The following is a 16,535-nucleotide window of genomic DNA, read 5'->3' on the forward strand; positions in this document are numbered from 1 at the left end:
GTTCTGCTGAACGTGCGCCCACAGGATGTCGTCACCCCGCCTGCCCCGCCGTCGCCCGCTCCGACCGGCCGGGTGGAGCTCGACCAGGCCGAGGCGGCCCTGGTCGAGCACTACCCCCGCCTCGTCCGGATCGCCTATCTGGTGCTGCCCCCCAGCCTCGGCCGCAACCGCCGTGTGCTGACCGCGCACGCGCTCGCGCAGCGCTCGCTGCCGCGCGGCCGGACCGTCCCCGCGAACGCCGGCGGCACCGCTGCCGCCCGCGCGGGCGGCCGGCCGGAGAACGCCGCCGACCCCGGCTATCTCTATGTCCGGGGGCGGGTGCTGCGCCAGGCGCTGGACGCCGGGCTGCCGCTGCGGCGGTTCGCCCGCCCGAAGCGGGCGCAGTTGCCGCCGCTGCTGCCGCACGTCTGGGGCCTGCGGGTCTTTCCGCGCTCCGGTGGCGCCGACGAACTCGCCCTGGACCAGCGGCTCTCGGCGCTGTCCGGCCCCGGCCGGGCCGCGTACGTCCTGCGCGCTCTGGAGAACCTGCCGGACGCCGACGTGACCCAGGTGCTCACCGACGCCGGAGTGGCCGATCCGCACGCGGCGCTCGCGGAGGCCGACGGCATGGCCGGGAGCGATCCGGCGCTGCTCGACTCCGCCGAGTTCGACCCGTGTTCGCTCCAGGCGCGACCCACCGATCTGATGCGCCGCCGCCAGCACGCGAAGGCGGCGCTGGTGGCGGCCGCGGCGCTCGCGGTCTGCGGGGCGCTGCTCGGGCTGCCGGGCGAGGGCTGGGGCCCGGACGGTGCCGCCGCGCCGGCGTATGCCCGTAACCCCTCGGCCGAGGCGGCCCTCGACCCCGGCCGCCTGGTGCGGGTCTCCCCCACGGCGTGGCAGTACTCCGCCCGCAGGGACTTCTCCGTCTGGCCGGCCCGGGGCGGGCTCACCGGCGACGACGCCCTGCTCCGCCGGGCACTCGCCGTCTGGGCCAGGCCCGGCAGCGCCGTTCAGACATCGGCCACCCCCGCAACCCCGCCGGGGCCGCCGATGGGCCCGCCGCAGTTGCTGTACGCGGGAGTGGTGGACCGGGCTCGGGTGGTGCTGCTGCACGACGGACTGCGGGTGGTGCGGTACGCCGAGCCGAAGGAGGGCACCGGCGGGGTGGCGCTCGACTTCGCGCGCACGGACGACGCCGACTCCGCGTCGGCGAGCGCCCTGGTGGCCGGCCGCACCGACGGCAACGTCCGCTATCTGACGGCTCCCTGGGTCCGGACCACGTCCGTACGGGACCTGCTCACCCCGGAGGGCGGGGCGCGTCCGCTGCGCCGGGACAAGGACGGCCTGACGAACCCGCTGCCGAGTCCGGCGCAGGCGCGGGACTGCCGCTCCTGGGACGTACTGGAGCTGCGCGACTCTGCGGCCGACCGGCTGCTGACCGACCTCGGCGAGCTGACCCCGGCCCGTCTCACCTACGGCACGCCGTCGGCCCCGAAGGATCTCGGCGGCGCGGTGGAGCGTGCCGCGTGGGCGCGAACGGCCTGTCTGCTGCCGGGAGTCGCCTCGCACGGCGTGCGCAGCGTCAATCTGTGGCAGTACGCCCAGCAGTCGCTGCCCGAGGCGAACGGCACGGCGGCCTGGCTGTGTACGCGGGCGGAGACCTGGCGGGGGCCGGGCAGCCGGGTCATGGCCCAGTTCCACGCACCGGGGACGTTGCCCGGCGCGCCGGGCGCGATCGCCGCGCGGGCCGAGGACTCGCCGGCCTGCGGGGTGCGGGACCCGAAGGTGCTGGCCGGGGTGCTGTGGAAGTCGCGCGCGGGCAGTTGGTACGTCCTGGCGGCGGGCAGCGGGCAGTTCGCCTCGCTCGCCACGTCGGGCGGTGTGGACGGCAGCGCCACGGGCCGGCTGCTGGCGGTGCGCGCGAAGGCGGGTGCGCGGGCGGAGCTCAACGGCGTGCTGTCGGACGGGAACCGGGTGGGCACACTGCACTGAACGGGCGCCCCGCACCGGGCGCGCTCCGGCGAACGGCCGTTCCGGGGAAGGGCGTCACGAGCGCTCTCCCCGGGGCGGACGCGGTGCACTGCGCGGGCCGGAAATCGGGTGCACACCCCTGTCGCCGGAGCTTACCCGTCAGTACATTGACGCCATGTCTAACACGCAGCCTGCGCCGGAGGCTTCGGAGCGGATCGCGCTCAAGGCCCGCAAGGTCTCCTTCGACTGGCAGGAGACCCCGCTCCACTGGGTCCCCGGTGACCCGTTCGCGACCCACACCATCAATGTGCTGCACCTCCTCCTCCCGGCCGGCGAGCGCTGGTTCGTGCACGTCTACCAGCAGGTCCTGCCGTACATCACGGACGAGGAACTGCGCGCGGACGTCATCGGCTTCATCGGGCAGGAGGCGATGCACTCCCAGGCGCACGACGACGTACTGCCGCATCTGAAGAAGCTCGGTCTGGATCCGACGCCGTACACCGCGCAGGTGGACTGGCTCTTCGAGAAGCTGCTCGGCGACCGCACCCTGCCGCCGGGCAGGCCGCGTGAGTGGTGGCTGATGGAGCGGGTCGCCATCATCGCGGCGATCGAGCACTACACCGCCTTCCTCGGCAACTGGGTGCTCAACGCGGACGAGCTGGACCGCCGCGGCGCCGACGCCACGCTGCTGGATCTGCTGCGCTGGCACGGCGCCGAGGAGGTCGAGCACCGTTCGGTGGCCTTCGAGCTGTTCATGCATGTCGACGGCGGCTACCGGCGCCGGGTGCGCACCTGGGCGACGGCGTTCTCCGCGCTGGTGTTCCTGTGGCAGCGCGGTGCGCGCTTCTTCATGGAGAACGACCCGTCCCTCAAGGACGGCCGGGCGAGCCTTCCGCAGTTCGTCCGCGCGGGACGGCAGGGCGTCCTGCCGTCGACGTCCGCGATGCTGCGCTCCGTTCCCCGCTATCTGAGCCGCGGCTACCACCCGTCGCAGGAGGGCAGCACGGCGCAGGCCGTCGCCTATCTCGCCGCGTCCCCGGCCGCGAACGGGGGCCACTGAGATGGCGGCCCGCCTGCGTACCCTCGCCCTCGTCGCCGGCGCGGCGCTGCTCACCCGGCGGGCCCTGCGCCGCCGGATCGGGACCTCGCCGCTGTGGCCACTGCCCGCCCTGGAGGAGCCGGTGTCGGGGCGCGGCCGCGGCGCCACGGCGACCCGGCGGGCGCTGGTCACCGAACGGACCTCCGCCGCCGAGGGTGTGGTCCGGCTGCGCCTGGAGGGCACGGATCTGCCTCCGTGGGAGCCCGGCGCCCACCTCGATCTGGTGCTGCCGTCCGGGCTGGTGCGCCAGTACTCGCTCTGCGGCGACCCGGCCGAGTCGGGCACCTACACGGTGGCCGCGCGACTGATCGAGGACGGCCGGGGCGGTTCGCGCGAGGTGCACGAACAGCTCCACGAAGGCACCGAGATCGAGATCCGCGGGCCGCGCAACCGGTTCGCCCTGGTCCGCTCCGCCGCCTATCTCTTCGTGGCGGGCGGTATCGGCATCACGCCCGTACTGCCGATGCTGCGGGCCGCCGAGGCCGCGGGCGCCGACTGGCGGCTGGTGTACTGCGGCCGCTCCCGCGCCTCGATGCCGTTCCTCGACGAGGTCGAGAAGCTGGGGGCCGACGGCGGCCGGGTCACGATCGTCGCCGAGGACGAATCCGGGCTGCCGGACCTCGCGTTCCTCGCCGGCACCCCGGCGGAGACCGCGGTGTACTGCTGCGGCCCGAACGGGCTCATGGACGCGGTCACCCGCCTGCTCCCGGAGGGCAGGCAGCCGCATCTGGAGCGGTTCGCACCGGGAGCGCAGGCGGGCGGCGGCCCCTTCGAGGTCGAACTCCGCCGTACCGGACGGACCGTTCGGGTCGCCGAGGGCCAGTCGGTGCTGGCGGCGGTCCGCGCCGAGGTGCGGGATGTCTCGTACTCCTGCGAGCAGGGCTTCTGCGGCACCTGCCAACAGCGCGTCCTGGCGGGCGAGATCGACCACCGCGACGAACTGCTGACCGACGGCGAGCGGGAGGACTCGATGCTCATCTGCGTCTCGCGCTGTCACGGCGGACGGCTGGTGCTCGACCTGTAGAACAGGCGCACGGAGTGAAGTCGGTAGGCTGTCGGCATGACGACCGGGGTACGCCGCAGGATGGGCGTCGAGGAGCGCAGGCAGCAGCTGATCGGTGTGGCGCTGGAGCTCTTCAGCGCCCGCTCCCCCGATGAGGTGTCGATCGACGAGATAGCCGCGGCCGCGGGTATCTCGCGGCCTCTCGTCTACCACTACTTCCCCGGCAAGCAGAGCCTGTACGAGGCCGCGCTGCGGCGCGCGGCCGACGAGCTGGCCGGCCGGTTCATCGAACCGCGCGAGGGGCCGCTCGGTGCACGGCTGCTGCGGGTGATGCGCCGGTACTTCGACTTCGTGGAGGAGCACGGGCCGGGCTTCTCCGCGCTGATGCGCGGTGGTCCGGCCGTCGGATCGACCACCACCAACGCGATGATCGACGAGGTGCGGCAGGCCGCGTACGAGCAGATCCTCGCGCACCTCGGCGTCCGTCGCCCGCCCGCGCGGCTCGCGTTGGTCGTCCGCTCCTGGGTCTCCCTCGCGGAGTCGACGGCGCTGATCTGGCTGGACGGGCGCCGGATCCCGCGCACCGAGCTGGAGTTGCAGCTCGTGCACGACTTCGCCGCGCTGTGCGCGGTGAGCGCGGCCTACGACGAGGAGATGGCCGGCATCCTGAGCGGCGTCCTGACGGACGAACCCGGCGAGGGACCCTTCGGTGATCTGGTCGGCCGGCTCATGACACTGGCGCCCGCGCTCGTGGGCACGGTGCCGTCCCAGCGCCGGCCGTAGCACGGCACCGGACGCTCACGGCCCCGGTCCTGGCGTCGGTCCCCGGTCAGAGCCCGGTCAGAGCCCCGTCATCCGCAGGGCCAGCAGCGCCACATCGTCCTCACGGGTGCCGAAGCAGTCGAGCAGGGAGTCGCACAGCGCCTCGACCCCCGGCGGCGCCTGGCAGGCAGCGTGGCGCAGCCGGTCCATCGAGACCGCGAGATCGGTTCCCCGGGTCTCGATCAGTCCGTCGGTGACCATCAACAGCCGCTCGCTGCCGGCGAGCCGGACCTCGGCCGGCCGCGGGCGCCCCAGCCCCAGGCCGAGGAGCGGGCCCGACACCTCCGCGTAGCGGGCTCCGCCGGTGCCGTCGACGATCAGCGGGCGGATGTGACCGCCGTTGGCGATACGGGTGCGTCCGGTGGCCGGGTCGATCAGGGCGAGGCAGACCGTGGCCGTCGCCTCCGGGTGGTAGCGCTGGAGCATACGGTCGAGCCGGTGCAGCAGGACGGCCGGATCGGTCTCGTCGGTGGCGTACGCGCGCAGCGCGTGGCGCAGTTCGACCATCACGGTGGCCGCGTCGAGAGAGTGGCCGACGACGTCGCCGACACCGACGAGCAGTCCCTCGGCGGTGGCCAGGGCCACGTAGAAGTCGCCGCCGATCTCGGCGTTGCGCGAGGCGGGCACATAGCGCAGGGCCAGCTCCGCGCCCGGCAGGGCGGGCGGCTGCTGGGGCAGGAAGCTGCGCTGGAGGGTGAGGGCGACATGGCGTTCCTCGGCCGCGGTGCGCAGCGTACGGGCCGTGAGGGCGGTGGTGTGCGCGAGCCGTCGCAGCAGCAGTGTGGTGTGCGGGTCGCGCCGGGGGCCGACCGGGTACGCCAGACAGACCGGCGGCTGGTCGGGGCCGCTGCGGGCGAGCAGCAGGGCCGCGCCGCCGCGGGGTTCGGGGCGGAAGAAGCCGGCGGGCCACAGCGGTGGCGGTATGACGAGGGGCTGCACGCCGGTGCGGCCCTCCGTGCACTGCTCCATCAGCCGGGCCACCACCGCGCGTTCCTCGACGCCCGGCAGGCTTCCGTACCGCAGGGGGCTGCCCGCGTGCAGGGTCTCGTTGACCCCGAACACGAAAGCCGCCGCGGGGCCGCCGGTGAGCGAGCCGACCGCGCCGGCGGCGAGGTCGGCCAGCTCCTGCGGGCCGTGGGCACAGTGCAGTTCGGTGGTGACGGCGGCCAGCCGGTTCAGCCGGTCCGCCTCGGCCTCGGCGTCGTGCAGGGAACGGGCGCCGCGCAGGGCCGCGCGGACGACGGCCTCGATCTCCTCGGGCTCGACGGGGATCGTGAGATAGGCCTCGGCGCCGGAGTCGAGACCGCGGGTGCGGTCGCGCGGAGTGACGGCCGCGGCGCTGAAGTGCACCACCGGCATGGTGGCGATCTCCGGATGCGCCTTGATACGGCGGCAGAGCTCGAACCCGCTCATGTCCGGCAGCCCGACATCGACCAGTGCCGCGTCCGGCAACGCACCTGATCTGAGCCGGGCATCCAGCTCGATCAGGGCGTCGCCGGCACACGCGGACGGCACGACCAGGTGCCCCGCTCGGCGCAGCACGGCACCCATGGCATAGCGGTTGGCCTCGAGGTCGTCGACGACCAGGACCGTGGCGCCGTCCGCTTCGTTCATCGTGCGCTCCCGTCGAACCGGGGAGATGGTTCCTCTCCGTAGTCGGTCCACTACGCTAGCGCGCCCAGCTCAGCTCCGGGTGAAGACGGCGACTGTTCGCCCGGGTACCGAGAAGGTGCCCGAACTCCTTTCGTAGGAGGAGCCCTTGGTCACGGCGTCGGCGCCGGCCGCCTGGACGGGGTGCAGGGCGTACGGGGCGCCGGTCAGGGCCTCGATCCGCTGGGTCCGGCGCTGCGGGGTGGCGTTGAAGACCACGACCAGGTCGCCGGCCCGCATGGTGATCACACCCGGTGTCTCGTCCTTGCCGGACAGCGGGAAGGAGACCGCGGACCGGACCTGCTCGGCGGTGCCGAGACCGAACACCTTCTCGGTGGTGCGGATGGTGAGCAGATCGCGGTAGGCGGCGGACGCTCCCGTGATCTGCGGGCAGCCCACCGTGAGCGCCGGGGCGGTCAGCAGCGGCTTGGCGTAGGGCCACTTGGGCCGGTTGTCGGCCGCGGGCGGCAGTCCGCGGCCGAAGCCGTTGCCGTCCCGGCAGTCCCAGTGGATGGCGTTGAACCAGTCGCCGCTGTCGTAGGAGTTGCGGTCCAGCGACTTGGAGCGCAGCAGGTCCGTGCCGGCCTGGGAGAGCGCGGGGCCCTGGGAGAGTGCCGCCGTGGCCATCGCCAGCACCTGCATACGCGCCCGGTCACCGGGTGAGGTGGTGGCGGGGAGCTTGAAGGCGAGGGCGTCGTACAGCGATTCGTTGTCGTGGGCGTCGGCGTAGGCGAGTGCGTCGCCGGGGGCGGCCGCGTACCCGGCGGGCGCGCCGTTGTAGTCGACCTCGGAACCCTTGACGCTGCGGCCCGCGCTGTCGGTGAAGGTGTACTCGGCGAGGTTGCCGGTGAGGCCGACCTTGATCAGGTCCTGGTAGTGGAGCAACCGGGCCTTCGCTTGAGCCTCGGTGCCGTTGGCGGGTGAGGAGTTGGGGTCGGTGAACAGTCCGGAGGCGAAGCCCTGCACACCCGGGTCCTCGTCGAACGGTCCGCCGCCGCGCACCGCGTCACGCGCCCGGTCGGAGAACGTCGCGATGCCGGTCCCGGCCATGTTCTTCTGCGTCGCCTGGACGAACCGGGCGTCGTCGGCGATCTCGCCGAAGTTCCAGCCCTCTCCGTACAGGACGATCTTCCTTCCGTCCACGCCGTCCCGTGCGGGGGTGAGGGCGTCGAGCGCCTTGCGGACGGCCAGGATGTTGGCCTTCGGGTGGTGTCCCATCAGGTCGAAGCGGAAGCCGTCGACCTTGTACTCCTTCGCCCAGGTGACGACGGAGTCCACCACCAGCTTGCCCATCATGGCGTTCTCGGGCGCGGTGTTGGCGCAGCAGGTGGAGGTGGCCACGGTGCCGTCCTCCAGCAGGCGCTGGTAGTAGCCGGGCACGATCCTGTCGAGTACGGACTTGTCGGCCTGGCCGCTCGCCACGGTGTGGTTGTAGACGACGTCCATGACCGTGCGCAGTCCGGTCCCGTTGAGGGCCTGGACCATCTTCCGGAACTCGACCGTGCGGCGGGTGCCTTCGGGGTCGGAGGCGTACGAGCCCTCCGGCACGGTGTAGTGCAGCGGGTCGTAGCCCCAGTTGTAGGCGTCCTTGGCGGCCGCCGCGGCGACACAGGCCTGCTGCTCCTGCGAGTCGGGGGCGTAGACCGAGAGGTCGCAGCCGGGCTTCGTCCGGTCGGCCCTGCGCTCGGGGATCGTGCCGATGTCGAAGGCGGGCAGGAGGTGGACGTAGGACGTACCGCTCGCGGCGAGGGACGACAGGTGCTTCATCCCGGCTGATGCGCGGTCGGTGAAGGCGAGGTACTCGCCCGGGTGCCGTGAGGTGCGGTCCGCGACCGAGAAGTCACGGATGTGCAGTTCCTGGATCTGCGCGTTGCGCAGCGGGACCGCCGCGGGCTTCCTCAGGGTGCGCCAGCCGGCCGGGGCGAGCTCCGGGTCGGCGAGGTCGACGAGGAGGCTGCGGGCGGAGTCGGTGGTCAGGGCGGTGGAGTAGGGGTCGGTGACCTTGTTGGTGACCAGCTTCTGGACGCTCGGCGCCCAGACGGTGACGGCGTACCGGTAGGGCTTGCCGGTCCAGGACTTCTTGCCGGTGACGGACCAGACGCCCGAGGTGTCGTCCCGTCGCATCGGGACGCTCGAGCCGTCGAGTTCGAGGGAGACGGAGCGCGCGGTCGGCGCCCAGAGGGACAGGGAGGGAGCGCCCTGGCGGAAGACCGGTCCGAGGGAGGCCTTGGTGGCCGCGGGCGCGTACAGGTCGTCGAGGATTCCTGCCGTCTGCACACCGGTGGCGGCCAGGAGCGCTCCCCCGGCGGCCCGCTGGGTCGCGATGACCTGCCCGCGCAGGGCGTCGCGCACACGGTCCCGGTCACGCGGGTCGACCGTGAAGGCCGGATAGTCCTTGAGGTGCGGGTACCTGGCCTTCTGCGCGTCGGTGAGTGCGGCCGCGCCGAGCCGCAGCCAGCGGCCCTCGTCGCTCAGCGCACCGTCCACGACGGAGATGCCGCCCTTCTCGGCGTAGACGAGCTGCTGGCTGGTCGCCTCGGTCGCCTTCACCTTCCAGACGACGGTGTTCCGGTCGATCCACTGGGCCTCGGACGTACCGAGGTCGAGCGAGGGCGCCCCGCCGGTCTGCGGGAGGAGGTACTTCGGCTGTCCGGCGAGCAGCCAGACCTCGTTGGAGTACGTCGCGAGGTCCAGCGACTGGTCGGTGGGCAGGTCCTTCTGGTCCCCCTTGTGGAGGATGTAGCTGAGTGAGCTTGCACCGGCGGCGAGCGGCACCTCGAAGGTCACTCCGTAGGCGTCCGTGCGCACGGGCTGGAGGGGCTTGGACCAGTCGGTGGGGTTCGCGGCGCCGGTCCAGGTGTGCAGACCCCAGCCGTCGTAGTCGCCGTCCGGGCGGTGGTAGTGCAGGACGGCCTTCGTCCTGTCCTGCGGCGGGTACGCGCCGTCGGGGGCGCGGTCCGCCTGGGCGTCCTTGCCCTGGGCGATCCACACCTCGCCGGTGCGGGCCAGGTCGACCGTGCGCTGCGGGCCGTCCGCCGTGCCGTTCTTCTCCACGGTGTACGGGAGCGTCGAGGCGCCGTCGTCGAGCGTGATCCAGGCGAACGCGCCGTAGGCGTCGCGGCCGGTGAACGCGGCGGTGGTGGAGCCGGACTTCAGCTGCCAGCCGTCGTAGTCGCCGTCGGGCCGCTGGTAGTGGACGACGGCGTGGTCACGGTCCACCGCTCCGGGCTTCTCGGGCGGTGGCGCCTGGCCGGCGGTCGTCGAGGCGAGCGCGCTCGCGGTGCGGCCCGCGATGTCCACCACAACCGCCTTGTAGCGCAGGGGTGTTCCGGCGGTCACGGTGGTGTCGATGTGCTGGGTGACCTTGTACGGGGCGTGGTCGGCGGTGCCGAGGGGGCGCCACGGGCCGTTGCCGACCTGCGCGGCGAAGACGACGCGGGCGAGCTGCCCGCCGTCGGCGTCGGCGGCGATCTCGACGGTGCCGGTGGCCCCGGCGGCCGGTGCCTTCAGGCTGATCACGGGCTTCGCGGCCGGCGCGGGCTGCGGCGTCGCGGCCCGGAGCACGACGGACGACAGCGCGGGCACGGTGACGGTGACCTTGCGGGCCGCGTCGCTGCGCGTGGCGGCGGTGCTTCCGTAGATCCCGCGGAAGGCGGTGTCCGCCGACCCGGTGGTCACCTCGACCGTCTTCGGCGCCGTGCCGTTGTTGACCGCGACCAGGTACTCCGCCTTCCGGCGGGTGTCGGTGCGCGAGAAGGCGTACACGGAACCCTCGGCGTACCGCTGCTGCTGGACGCCGTCCCGCAGCGCCGGGTGGCTCCTGGTCAGCCGGGAGAGCGCGGCGATGGAGCGGTAGAGCGGGTGCCCGGGGTCGTAGGCGTCCGAGGCGTGCGTACGGTCGGTGCCGAGCTGGTCGTCGTCCAGGTAGTCGGCGGTCCTGGAGGCGAAGAGCGTCTGGCGGGCGTCCTTGTCGCCGCCGGCTCCGGTGAAGCCCTGCTCGTCGCCGTAGTAGATCACCGGGTTGCCCCGGGAGAGGAACATCAGCTCGTTGGAGAGCCGGGCCCGGCCCAGCAGTTCGGCGTCGTCCGCCTGCGGGTTGTCCTGCTTCAGGAACGTCCCGATGCGGCCCATGTCGTGGTTGCCGAGGAAGGTCACCTGCTCATAGGCGTTGGCCTTGTCGGTGGTGTAGCGGTAGTCGTCGGCGAACACCTTCGCGAGCCGGTCCGCGGGGGCGCCCTGGGAGGCGTAGGCGCGGGCCGCGTCCTGGAAGGGGAAGTCGAGGGTGGCGTCGAGCCGGCCGCGGGTGACGTACGGCGAGGTGATGGCGGTGTCCGCGGAGAAGACCTCACCGAACATGAAGAAGTCGTCCCGGCCCTGCTTCGCCGCGTACGCGTCGAGCGCGGTCGCCCACTGGGTCCAGAAGTCCATGTCGACGTGTTTGACGGTGTCGATGCGGAAACCGTCGATGTCGAAGTCGCGGACCCACTTCTGGTAGATCCGCTCCATGCCGGTGACGACCTCGGGCCGCTCGGTCCACAGGTCGTCGAGCCCGGAGAAGTCCCCGTACTCGGAGCTCTCACCGGCGAAGGTGGAGTCACCGCGGTTGTGGTACATCGTGGGGTCGTTGAGCCAACTCGGCACCTTGGCCCCGGTGTTGTCGCGGGTGACCGGGGTGTACGGGAAGGAGTCCGCGTCCACCGCAGGGACGCCGGCCCGGTCGTCGAAGGGACGGCCGGACGAGTCGAGGTAGGGGTATGCGCCCTTGGGGCGGTAGCCGTACTTCTTCTCGGCGTAGTCGACGGTGTCGGCGGTGTGGTTGGTGATGACGTCGAAGAAGACCTTCATGCCCTTGGCGTGGGCCTTGTCGATGAGGGTCTCCAGGTCCTTGTTGGTCCCGAAGTGCGGGTCGACCTGGGTGAAGTCGGTGATCCAGTACCCGTGGTACCCGGCGGAGGCATCCTTGCCCTCGCCCTGGACGGGCCGGTTCTTGAAGATGGGCGCGAGCCAGATCCCGGTGGTGCCGAGACCCTTGATGTAGTCGAGCTTCTTCGTCAGGCCCTTGAGGTCACCGCCCTGGTAGAACCCCTTGTCGGCGGGGTCGTACCCGGTGTCGAGCCGGCCGCCCCCGAGGCCGCCGCGGTCGTTGGCGGCGTCGCCGTTCGCGAACCGGTCCGGCAGCACGAAGTAGAACTGCTCGCGGGTCAGGTCGTGCCGGGCCGGTTCGGCGGCGAGCCTGGCGTCGGACGGTGGGCCGGGGGCCTTGGTCTCGGCCGCGACCGGCGCGGCGGGTACGAGCGCGGCGCACAGCGCCCCGACGATGCCGACGACGGCTCTGCGCGGTCGTCCGGTTCGGAACACGGTTGTTCTCCTTGGGTAGTCCTGCGCGCGCGGTGCGGCCCGGCGGGCGGGCCCGGGATGTGCGGGACCCGCCCGTGGGGACGTGCTGTGCCGGCGCGCGGCGAAAGGGATCCGGCTCGGATGCCCGCCGGCTGCGGCTGCGTGCCTGTCAGCCGCAGCTGCGGGCGCCCGTGTGCAGCGCCACCGCGGTGTTGGGGCCGAGCGTCGCCGTGAACTGGCCCGAGCCGTTCACCGTGACCGCGCGTCCCGACTGGACGTCGCAGTAGCCGCCCGCGGGCAGCGACGTCTGGAACGTCCGGGTCAGCGACGCCGTCTCGTGGTTGATGGCCACGTACGCCTTCGAACCGCGCCCGAAGGCGATCTGGTCGCCGCCGTTGTCCCACCAGTTGGTGACGGCCTGTCCGCGGGCCGCATTGCGGAAGGCGACCATCGACCTGATCTCCGGCCAGGCGTGCTGGCACTTCCAGCCGTCCTGCCAGCACGCGTTCACCGTCCCGCCGTTCGGCGGGCCGGCGTCACGGTCGGAGAACTCGTAGCCGGAGTGCACGTCCGGGGATCCGTAGGGCCAGGCCAGCATGAAGACGTTGGCCAGCGTGTAGTTGGCGCCGTCCTTGTAGCTGAGGGTGTCGCCGCCGCGCTCGGTGTCGTGGTTGTCGACGAAGACCGCCGACTTCCCCGACTCCATGTAGCCCCAGCCCTCGCCGTAGTTCTTCAGATAGGCGAGGTTCTCGCCTGTGAAGACCCGCTTGAGGTCGCGGGCGTAGCGGAACTCCTGGACGTCGCCGGTGCCGAGGTACTCGCTCGGCGAGACGGCCTCGCCCGCGCCGAAGATGGCTTCCTGCTTCCAGTACACGGACGGCTTGCTCAGCCGGGACTTGATGTTCGCGAGGTCCGCCGCCGGCATGTGCTTGGCCGCGTCGATGCGGAAGCCGTCGACGCCGAGCGAGAGCAGGTCGTTCAGATAGGCGGCGATGCGTCCGCGGACGTAGTCCTCGCCGGTGTCGAGGTCCGCGAGGCCCACCAGCTCACAGTTCTGGACGTTGCCGCGGTCCTGGTAGTTGGTGATGTGGGACCGGCAGTCGTCCATGTCGGCGCCGGACCAGATCCCGGGGTAGGTGTACTTCGTGTACGACGAGCCGCCGGTGCCGGTGCCGTCCGCCGACGCCATGTGGTTGATCACCGCGTCGACGACGACCTTGACCCCGGCCGCGTGACACGTGTTCACCATCGCGGCGAAGGAGGCGCGGTCGCCGAGCCGCCCGGCGATCTTGTAGCTGACGGGCTGGTACGAGGTCCACCACTGGCCGCCCTGGATGTGCTCCTGCGGCGGGGAGACCTGGACGTAGCCGTAGCCGGCCGGGCCCAGGGTGCCGCTGCACGCGGTGGCGACCGATGCGTACTTCCACTCGAAAAGGACAGCCGTGACGTCCTTGTCCCCCGGCGGTGCCGCCTGCGCGGCGCCCGCCGGTGCAACCACACTCACCGCCGCACACGCCACCAGGGCGAGTGCCGCGGCCAGAGGTCTGCCGGCCATTGTTCCTCCTGCATGGGGGGAGGTGCGGGTGACGGAGAAGCCTTGTCCGGCAACGCGCCGTGCCCGTAAGGCCTGTGAGGGTTCTTGCTGCAAGGCAGCAGAAAGTTATTGCGGTCGCGACCGTACGATTCCGCCGGTCCGCGGTCAACCCTTTGGACACACCGGTGTTGCACCGCGGAAATCTTGCCGTTTCCCAACTGCAAGCTCTTTCGCAAGACTTGCAGCGGTGTTAGTTTTCAGCCATGACTCCGGGCCGGTCGGCCGGGGGGCCGGCCTGTCCGGACCCCACGCGCCCGGCCGGCCGGTCCGGTCACGCGCCGGCACCCGGGCACGGCTCGCGCGCGGCGCGGAGCGCGCCCAGGGCGTGTCGTTCGGGTCAGGTTCTAGCGGCGTGCCTGCGCGGTGCTGCCGCGGACCACGAGTTCGGGCTGGAACACATACTCCGTGCTCTGCACCGGACTTCCCTGGAGTTCCTCCAGCAGCGCGCCGACCGCGGCCGCCGCCATCGCCTTCACCGGCTGGCGGATCGTCGTCAGCGGCGGGTCGGTGAACGCCACCAACCGTGAGTCGTCGAACCCGACCACCGAGAGGTCGTACGGCACGTGGAGCCCCCGCTCGCGGGCCGCCCGGATCACGCCGAGGGCCATCATGTCGCTGCCGCAGACGATGGCGGTGCAGTCCTTCTCCAGCAGCGCGGCCGCCGCCGCGTGGCCGCCCTCGACACTGAACAGGGAGCGCTCCACCAGTTGTTCGGCCGCCGCGCGGGTGTAGCCGAGGAGGGACACGAGCCCGTCCAGGAAGCCCTCGGTCTTGCGCTGCGCCGGCACATAGCGGAGGGGGCCGATCGCGAGACCGATCCGCTCATGCCCCAGCTCGGCCAGATGGTTCACGGCCATCCGCATCGCCGCCCGGTCGTCGCACGAGACGCACGGTGCGCTGATGTGCTCGCTGTGGCCGTTGATGAGGACGAACGGGACGCCCCGGGCCGCGAGTTCGGCATAGCGCGAATGATCCGCCGAGGTGTCGGAGTGCTGCCCGGACAGGAACACGATGCCGTTGACACCGCTCTCCTGGAGCTGCTCGACGAGCTCCTCCTCGGTCGCGCCGCCCGGCAACTGCGTGCAGAGCACCGGGGTGTAGCCGTGCCCTGCCAGCACCTGCTCCAGGGCCTGGGCGAAGGCGGGGAAGATCGGGTTGGTGAGTTCGGGCGTGAGCAGCCCGACGAGGCCCGCGCTGCGCTGCCGCAGCCGTACGGGCCTCTCGTATCCGAGCACGTCGAGCGCCGCGAGCACGCGTTGCCGGGTGCCGCTCGCCACACCCGGCTTGCCGTTCATGACCCGGCTGGCGGTCGCCTCGCTGACCGACGCCTGAGCCGCGATGTCCGCGAGCCGCGGGGCGGCGGCGCCGGTCTGGACGGCGCCGCCCCGCGACGGAGGAATCGTCACACCGCCCACCAGACGGTGGTGTCCGCGGGCAGTACGGCCTCGCCGTCGGTGATCCGCACCGCGCTGTTGGCGAGCAGGACACGGCCGGCGGCCGGGATGCGCACGGCCGCGCCCGTCGTGTTGACGGTGCAGACGAAGCCGCCCTCCCTGCGGAAGGCGAGCACGCCCTCGGGCGCGTCCAGCCACTCGACCGCGTCGCCCGCACCCAGCGCCGGGTGCTCGCGCCGCGCCGCGAGAGCGCTGCGGTACAGCTCCAGCGTCGATTCGGGGTCACCGGTCTGCGCCTCGACGCTCAGCGCCGCCCAGCTGTCCGGCTGCGGAAGCCAGCTGCCGCCCTCGCCGAAGCCGTACGACGGGCCCTTCGCGGTCCACGGGATCGGTACCCGGCAGCCGTCGCGGAAGCCGTCCTGGCCCTCGGTGCGGCCGAAGGCGGGGTCCTGGCGGACCTCGTCGGGCAGGTCGGTGACATCGGGGAGGCCGAGCTCCTCGCCCTGGTAGACGTAGGCGGAGCCGGGCAGCGCAAGCATCAGCAGGGTGGCCGCGCGGGCGCGCCGCAGGCCCAGTTCACGGTCGCCGGCCTCGCGGATCTGGGTACCGGCGGGCGGACCGGCGAAGCGGGTGGCGTGCCGGGTCACGTCGTGGTTGGAGAGCACCCAGGTCGCCGGGGCGCCGACGGGCCGCATGGCGTCCAGCGACTGGTCGATGACCCGGCGCAGCTCCGGGGCGTCCCAATGGGTGCCCAGGTACTGGAAGTTGAAGGCCTGGTGCAGTTCGTCGGGGCGTACGTAGTTGGCCGTGCGCTCGACGGTGGGGGTCCAGGCCTCGGCCACGGCGATGCGATCGCCGGGGTACTCGTCCAGGATCGTGCGCCAGCTGCGGTAGATCTCGTGGACGCCGTCCTGGTCGAAGAAGGGCATGACGTCATTTCCGAGCAGCTTCAGCTGGTCGCTGCCGCCGAGGTCGGGCAGGCCCTCGGCCTTGACCAGGCCGTGGGCGACGTCGATCCGGAAGCCGTCGACTCCCATGTCGAGCCAGAAGCGCAGGATCGAGCGGAACTCGTCGGCGACGGCGGGGTGTTCCCAGTTGAAGTCGGGCTGCTCGGGTGCGAAGAGGTGCAGATACCAGTCGCCGGGCGTCCCGTCGGGGTTCTCGGTACGGGTCCAGGCGGGGCCGCCGAAGATGGACTCCCAGTCGTTGGGCGGGAGTTCGCCGTCGTCGCCCTTGCCGGGGCGGAAGTGGTAGCGCTCGCGCAGGGCCGACCCCGGGCCCTCCTGCAGCGCGCGCTTGAACCACTCGTGGGCGTCCGAGGAGTGGTTGGGCACCAGGTCGACGATGATCCGCAGACCGAGCTCGTGCGCGTCCCTGATCAGCGCGTCGGCGTCGAGGAGCGTGCCGAACATCGGGTCGATGGCGCGGTAGTCGGCGACGTCGTAACCGGCGTCGGCCTGCGGCGACGCGTAGAAGGGGCTCAGCCACACGGCGTCGACGCCGAGTTCCCTCAGATACGGCAGCCGGCTGCGGATGCCGGGAAGGTCGCCCATGCCGTCGCCGTTCCCGTCGGCGAAGCTGCGGGGGTACACCTGGTAGATGACGGCGTCTCTCCACCAGTCCGCGCCGGGCGCGGTCGTCTTGGCGGCGTGATGGGCGTCAGCCAGGTACTGGGTCATTCTCGAT

The 16,535-nt window shown here is 72.2% G+C and carries 8 protein-coding genes and 1 pseudogene; 4 read left to right on the forward strand and 5 right to left on the reverse strand.

From position 1 onward, the window contains the following. Positions 1-12: 12 nt before the first annotated feature. The 4 genes from ACQPWZ_RS10205 to ACQPWZ_RS10220 all read left to right on the forward strand — a co-directional run bounded on the left by ACQPWZ_RS10205 (position 13) and on the right by ACQPWZ_RS10220 (position 4,835). Positions 13-1,971 (forward strand): hypothetical protein, encoded by a 1,959-nt coding sequence (locus ACQPWZ_RS10205; RefSeq protein WP_433571154.1) that lies wholly within the window; start codon positions 13-15, stop codon positions 1,969-1,971. A 154-nt stretch (positions 1,972-2,125) separates the two neighbouring features. Next, the gene (locus tag ACQPWZ_RS10210) at positions 2,126-3,010 is read left to right on the forward strand and encodes a metal-dependent hydrolase (RefSeq protein WP_433571155.1); all 885 of its coding nucleotides are present in this window, start codon (positions 2,126-2,128) and stop codon (positions 3,008-3,010) included. 1 nt (position 3,011) lies between these two features. Beyond that, positions 3,012-4,073 carry a PDR/VanB family oxidoreductase gene (locus ACQPWZ_RS10215; RefSeq protein WP_433571156.1) on the forward strand — a complete coding sequence of 354 codons (1,062 nt, stop codon included), beginning with the start codon at positions 3,012-3,014 and terminating at the stop codon, positions 4,071-4,073. Between the two features lie 36 nt (positions 4,074-4,109). Then, the gene (locus tag ACQPWZ_RS10220) at positions 4,110-4,835 is read left to right on the forward strand and encodes a TetR/AcrR family transcriptional regulator (protein WP_433571157.1); all 726 of its coding nucleotides are present in this window, start codon (positions 4,110-4,112) and stop codon (positions 4,833-4,835) included. 57 nt (positions 4,836-4,892) lie between these two features. Here ACQPWZ_RS10220 and ACQPWZ_RS10225 read toward each other — a convergent pair whose 3' ends face one another. From ACQPWZ_RS10225 to ACQPWZ_RS10245, 5 genes and pseudogenes are all read right to left on the reverse strand, one after another. Beyond that, entirely contained in the window at positions 4,893-6,488 is a 1,596-nt protein-coding gene (locus ACQPWZ_RS10225) for a SpoIIE family protein phosphatase (RefSeq protein WP_433571158.1), read from the reverse strand. A gap of 69 nt (positions 6,489-6,557) precedes the next feature. Next, a complete protein-coding gene (pulA, locus tag ACQPWZ_RS10230; RefSeq protein ID WP_433571159.1) occupies positions 6,558-11,882 on the reverse strand; it encodes a pullulanase-type alpha-1,6-glucosidase in 5,325 nt (1,774 codons plus the stop codon). Positions 11,883-12,036: 154 nt separating this feature from the next. Next, positions 12,037-13,416 (reverse strand): annotated as a pseudogene (locus ACQPWZ_RS10235) (alpha-amylase); the annotation flags it as partial. A 383-nt stretch (positions 13,417-13,799) separates the two neighbouring features. Then, complete coding sequence (locus ACQPWZ_RS10240; RefSeq protein ID WP_405575834.1) at positions 13,800-14,873, reverse strand: LacI family DNA-binding transcriptional regulator; 1,074 nt, start codon at positions 14,871-14,873, stop codon at positions 13,800-13,802. After that, positions 14,858-16,528 carry a glycoside hydrolase family 13 protein gene (locus ACQPWZ_RS10245; protein ID WP_405569068.1) on the reverse strand — a complete coding sequence of 557 codons (1,671 nt, stop codon included), beginning with the start codon at positions 16,526-16,528 and terminating at the stop codon, positions 14,858-14,860. The genes ACQPWZ_RS10240 and ACQPWZ_RS10245 overlap by 16 nt, the downstream gene beginning before the upstream one ends. Between the last annotated feature and the right edge of the window lie 7 nt (positions 16,529-16,535).

It is taken from the genome of Streptomyces sp. CA-251247 (assembly GCF_050952975.1).
In the GTDB taxonomy this organism is placed as follows: domain Bacteria; phylum Actinomycetota; class Actinomycetes; order Streptomycetales; family Streptomycetaceae; genus Streptomyces; species Streptomyces achmelvichensis.

What these genes read in the sequence shown, in the direction of transcription:
- ACQPWZ_RS10245 (WP_405569068.1), bottom strand. Translation starts at nt 16,528, where the DNA reads ATGACCCAGTACCTGGCTGACGCCCATCACGCCGCCAAGACGACCGCG.
- ACQPWZ_RS10225 (WP_433571158.1), bottom strand. Translation starts at nt 6,488, where the DNA reads ATGAACGAAGCGGACGGCGCCACGGTCCTGGTCGTCGACGACCTCGAG.
- ACQPWZ_RS10210 (WP_433571155.1), top strand. Translation starts at nt 2,126, where the DNA reads ATGTCTAACACGCAGCCTGCGCCGGAGGCTTCGGAGCGGATCGCGCTC.
- ACQPWZ_RS10220 (WP_433571157.1), top strand. Translation starts at nt 4,110, where the DNA reads ATGACGACCGGGGTACGCCGCAGGATGGGCGTCGAGGAGCGCAGGCAG.
- ACQPWZ_RS10215 (WP_433571156.1), top strand. Translation starts at nt 3,012, where the DNA reads ATGGCGGCCCGCCTGCGTACCCTCGCCCTCGTCGCCGGCGCGGCGCTG.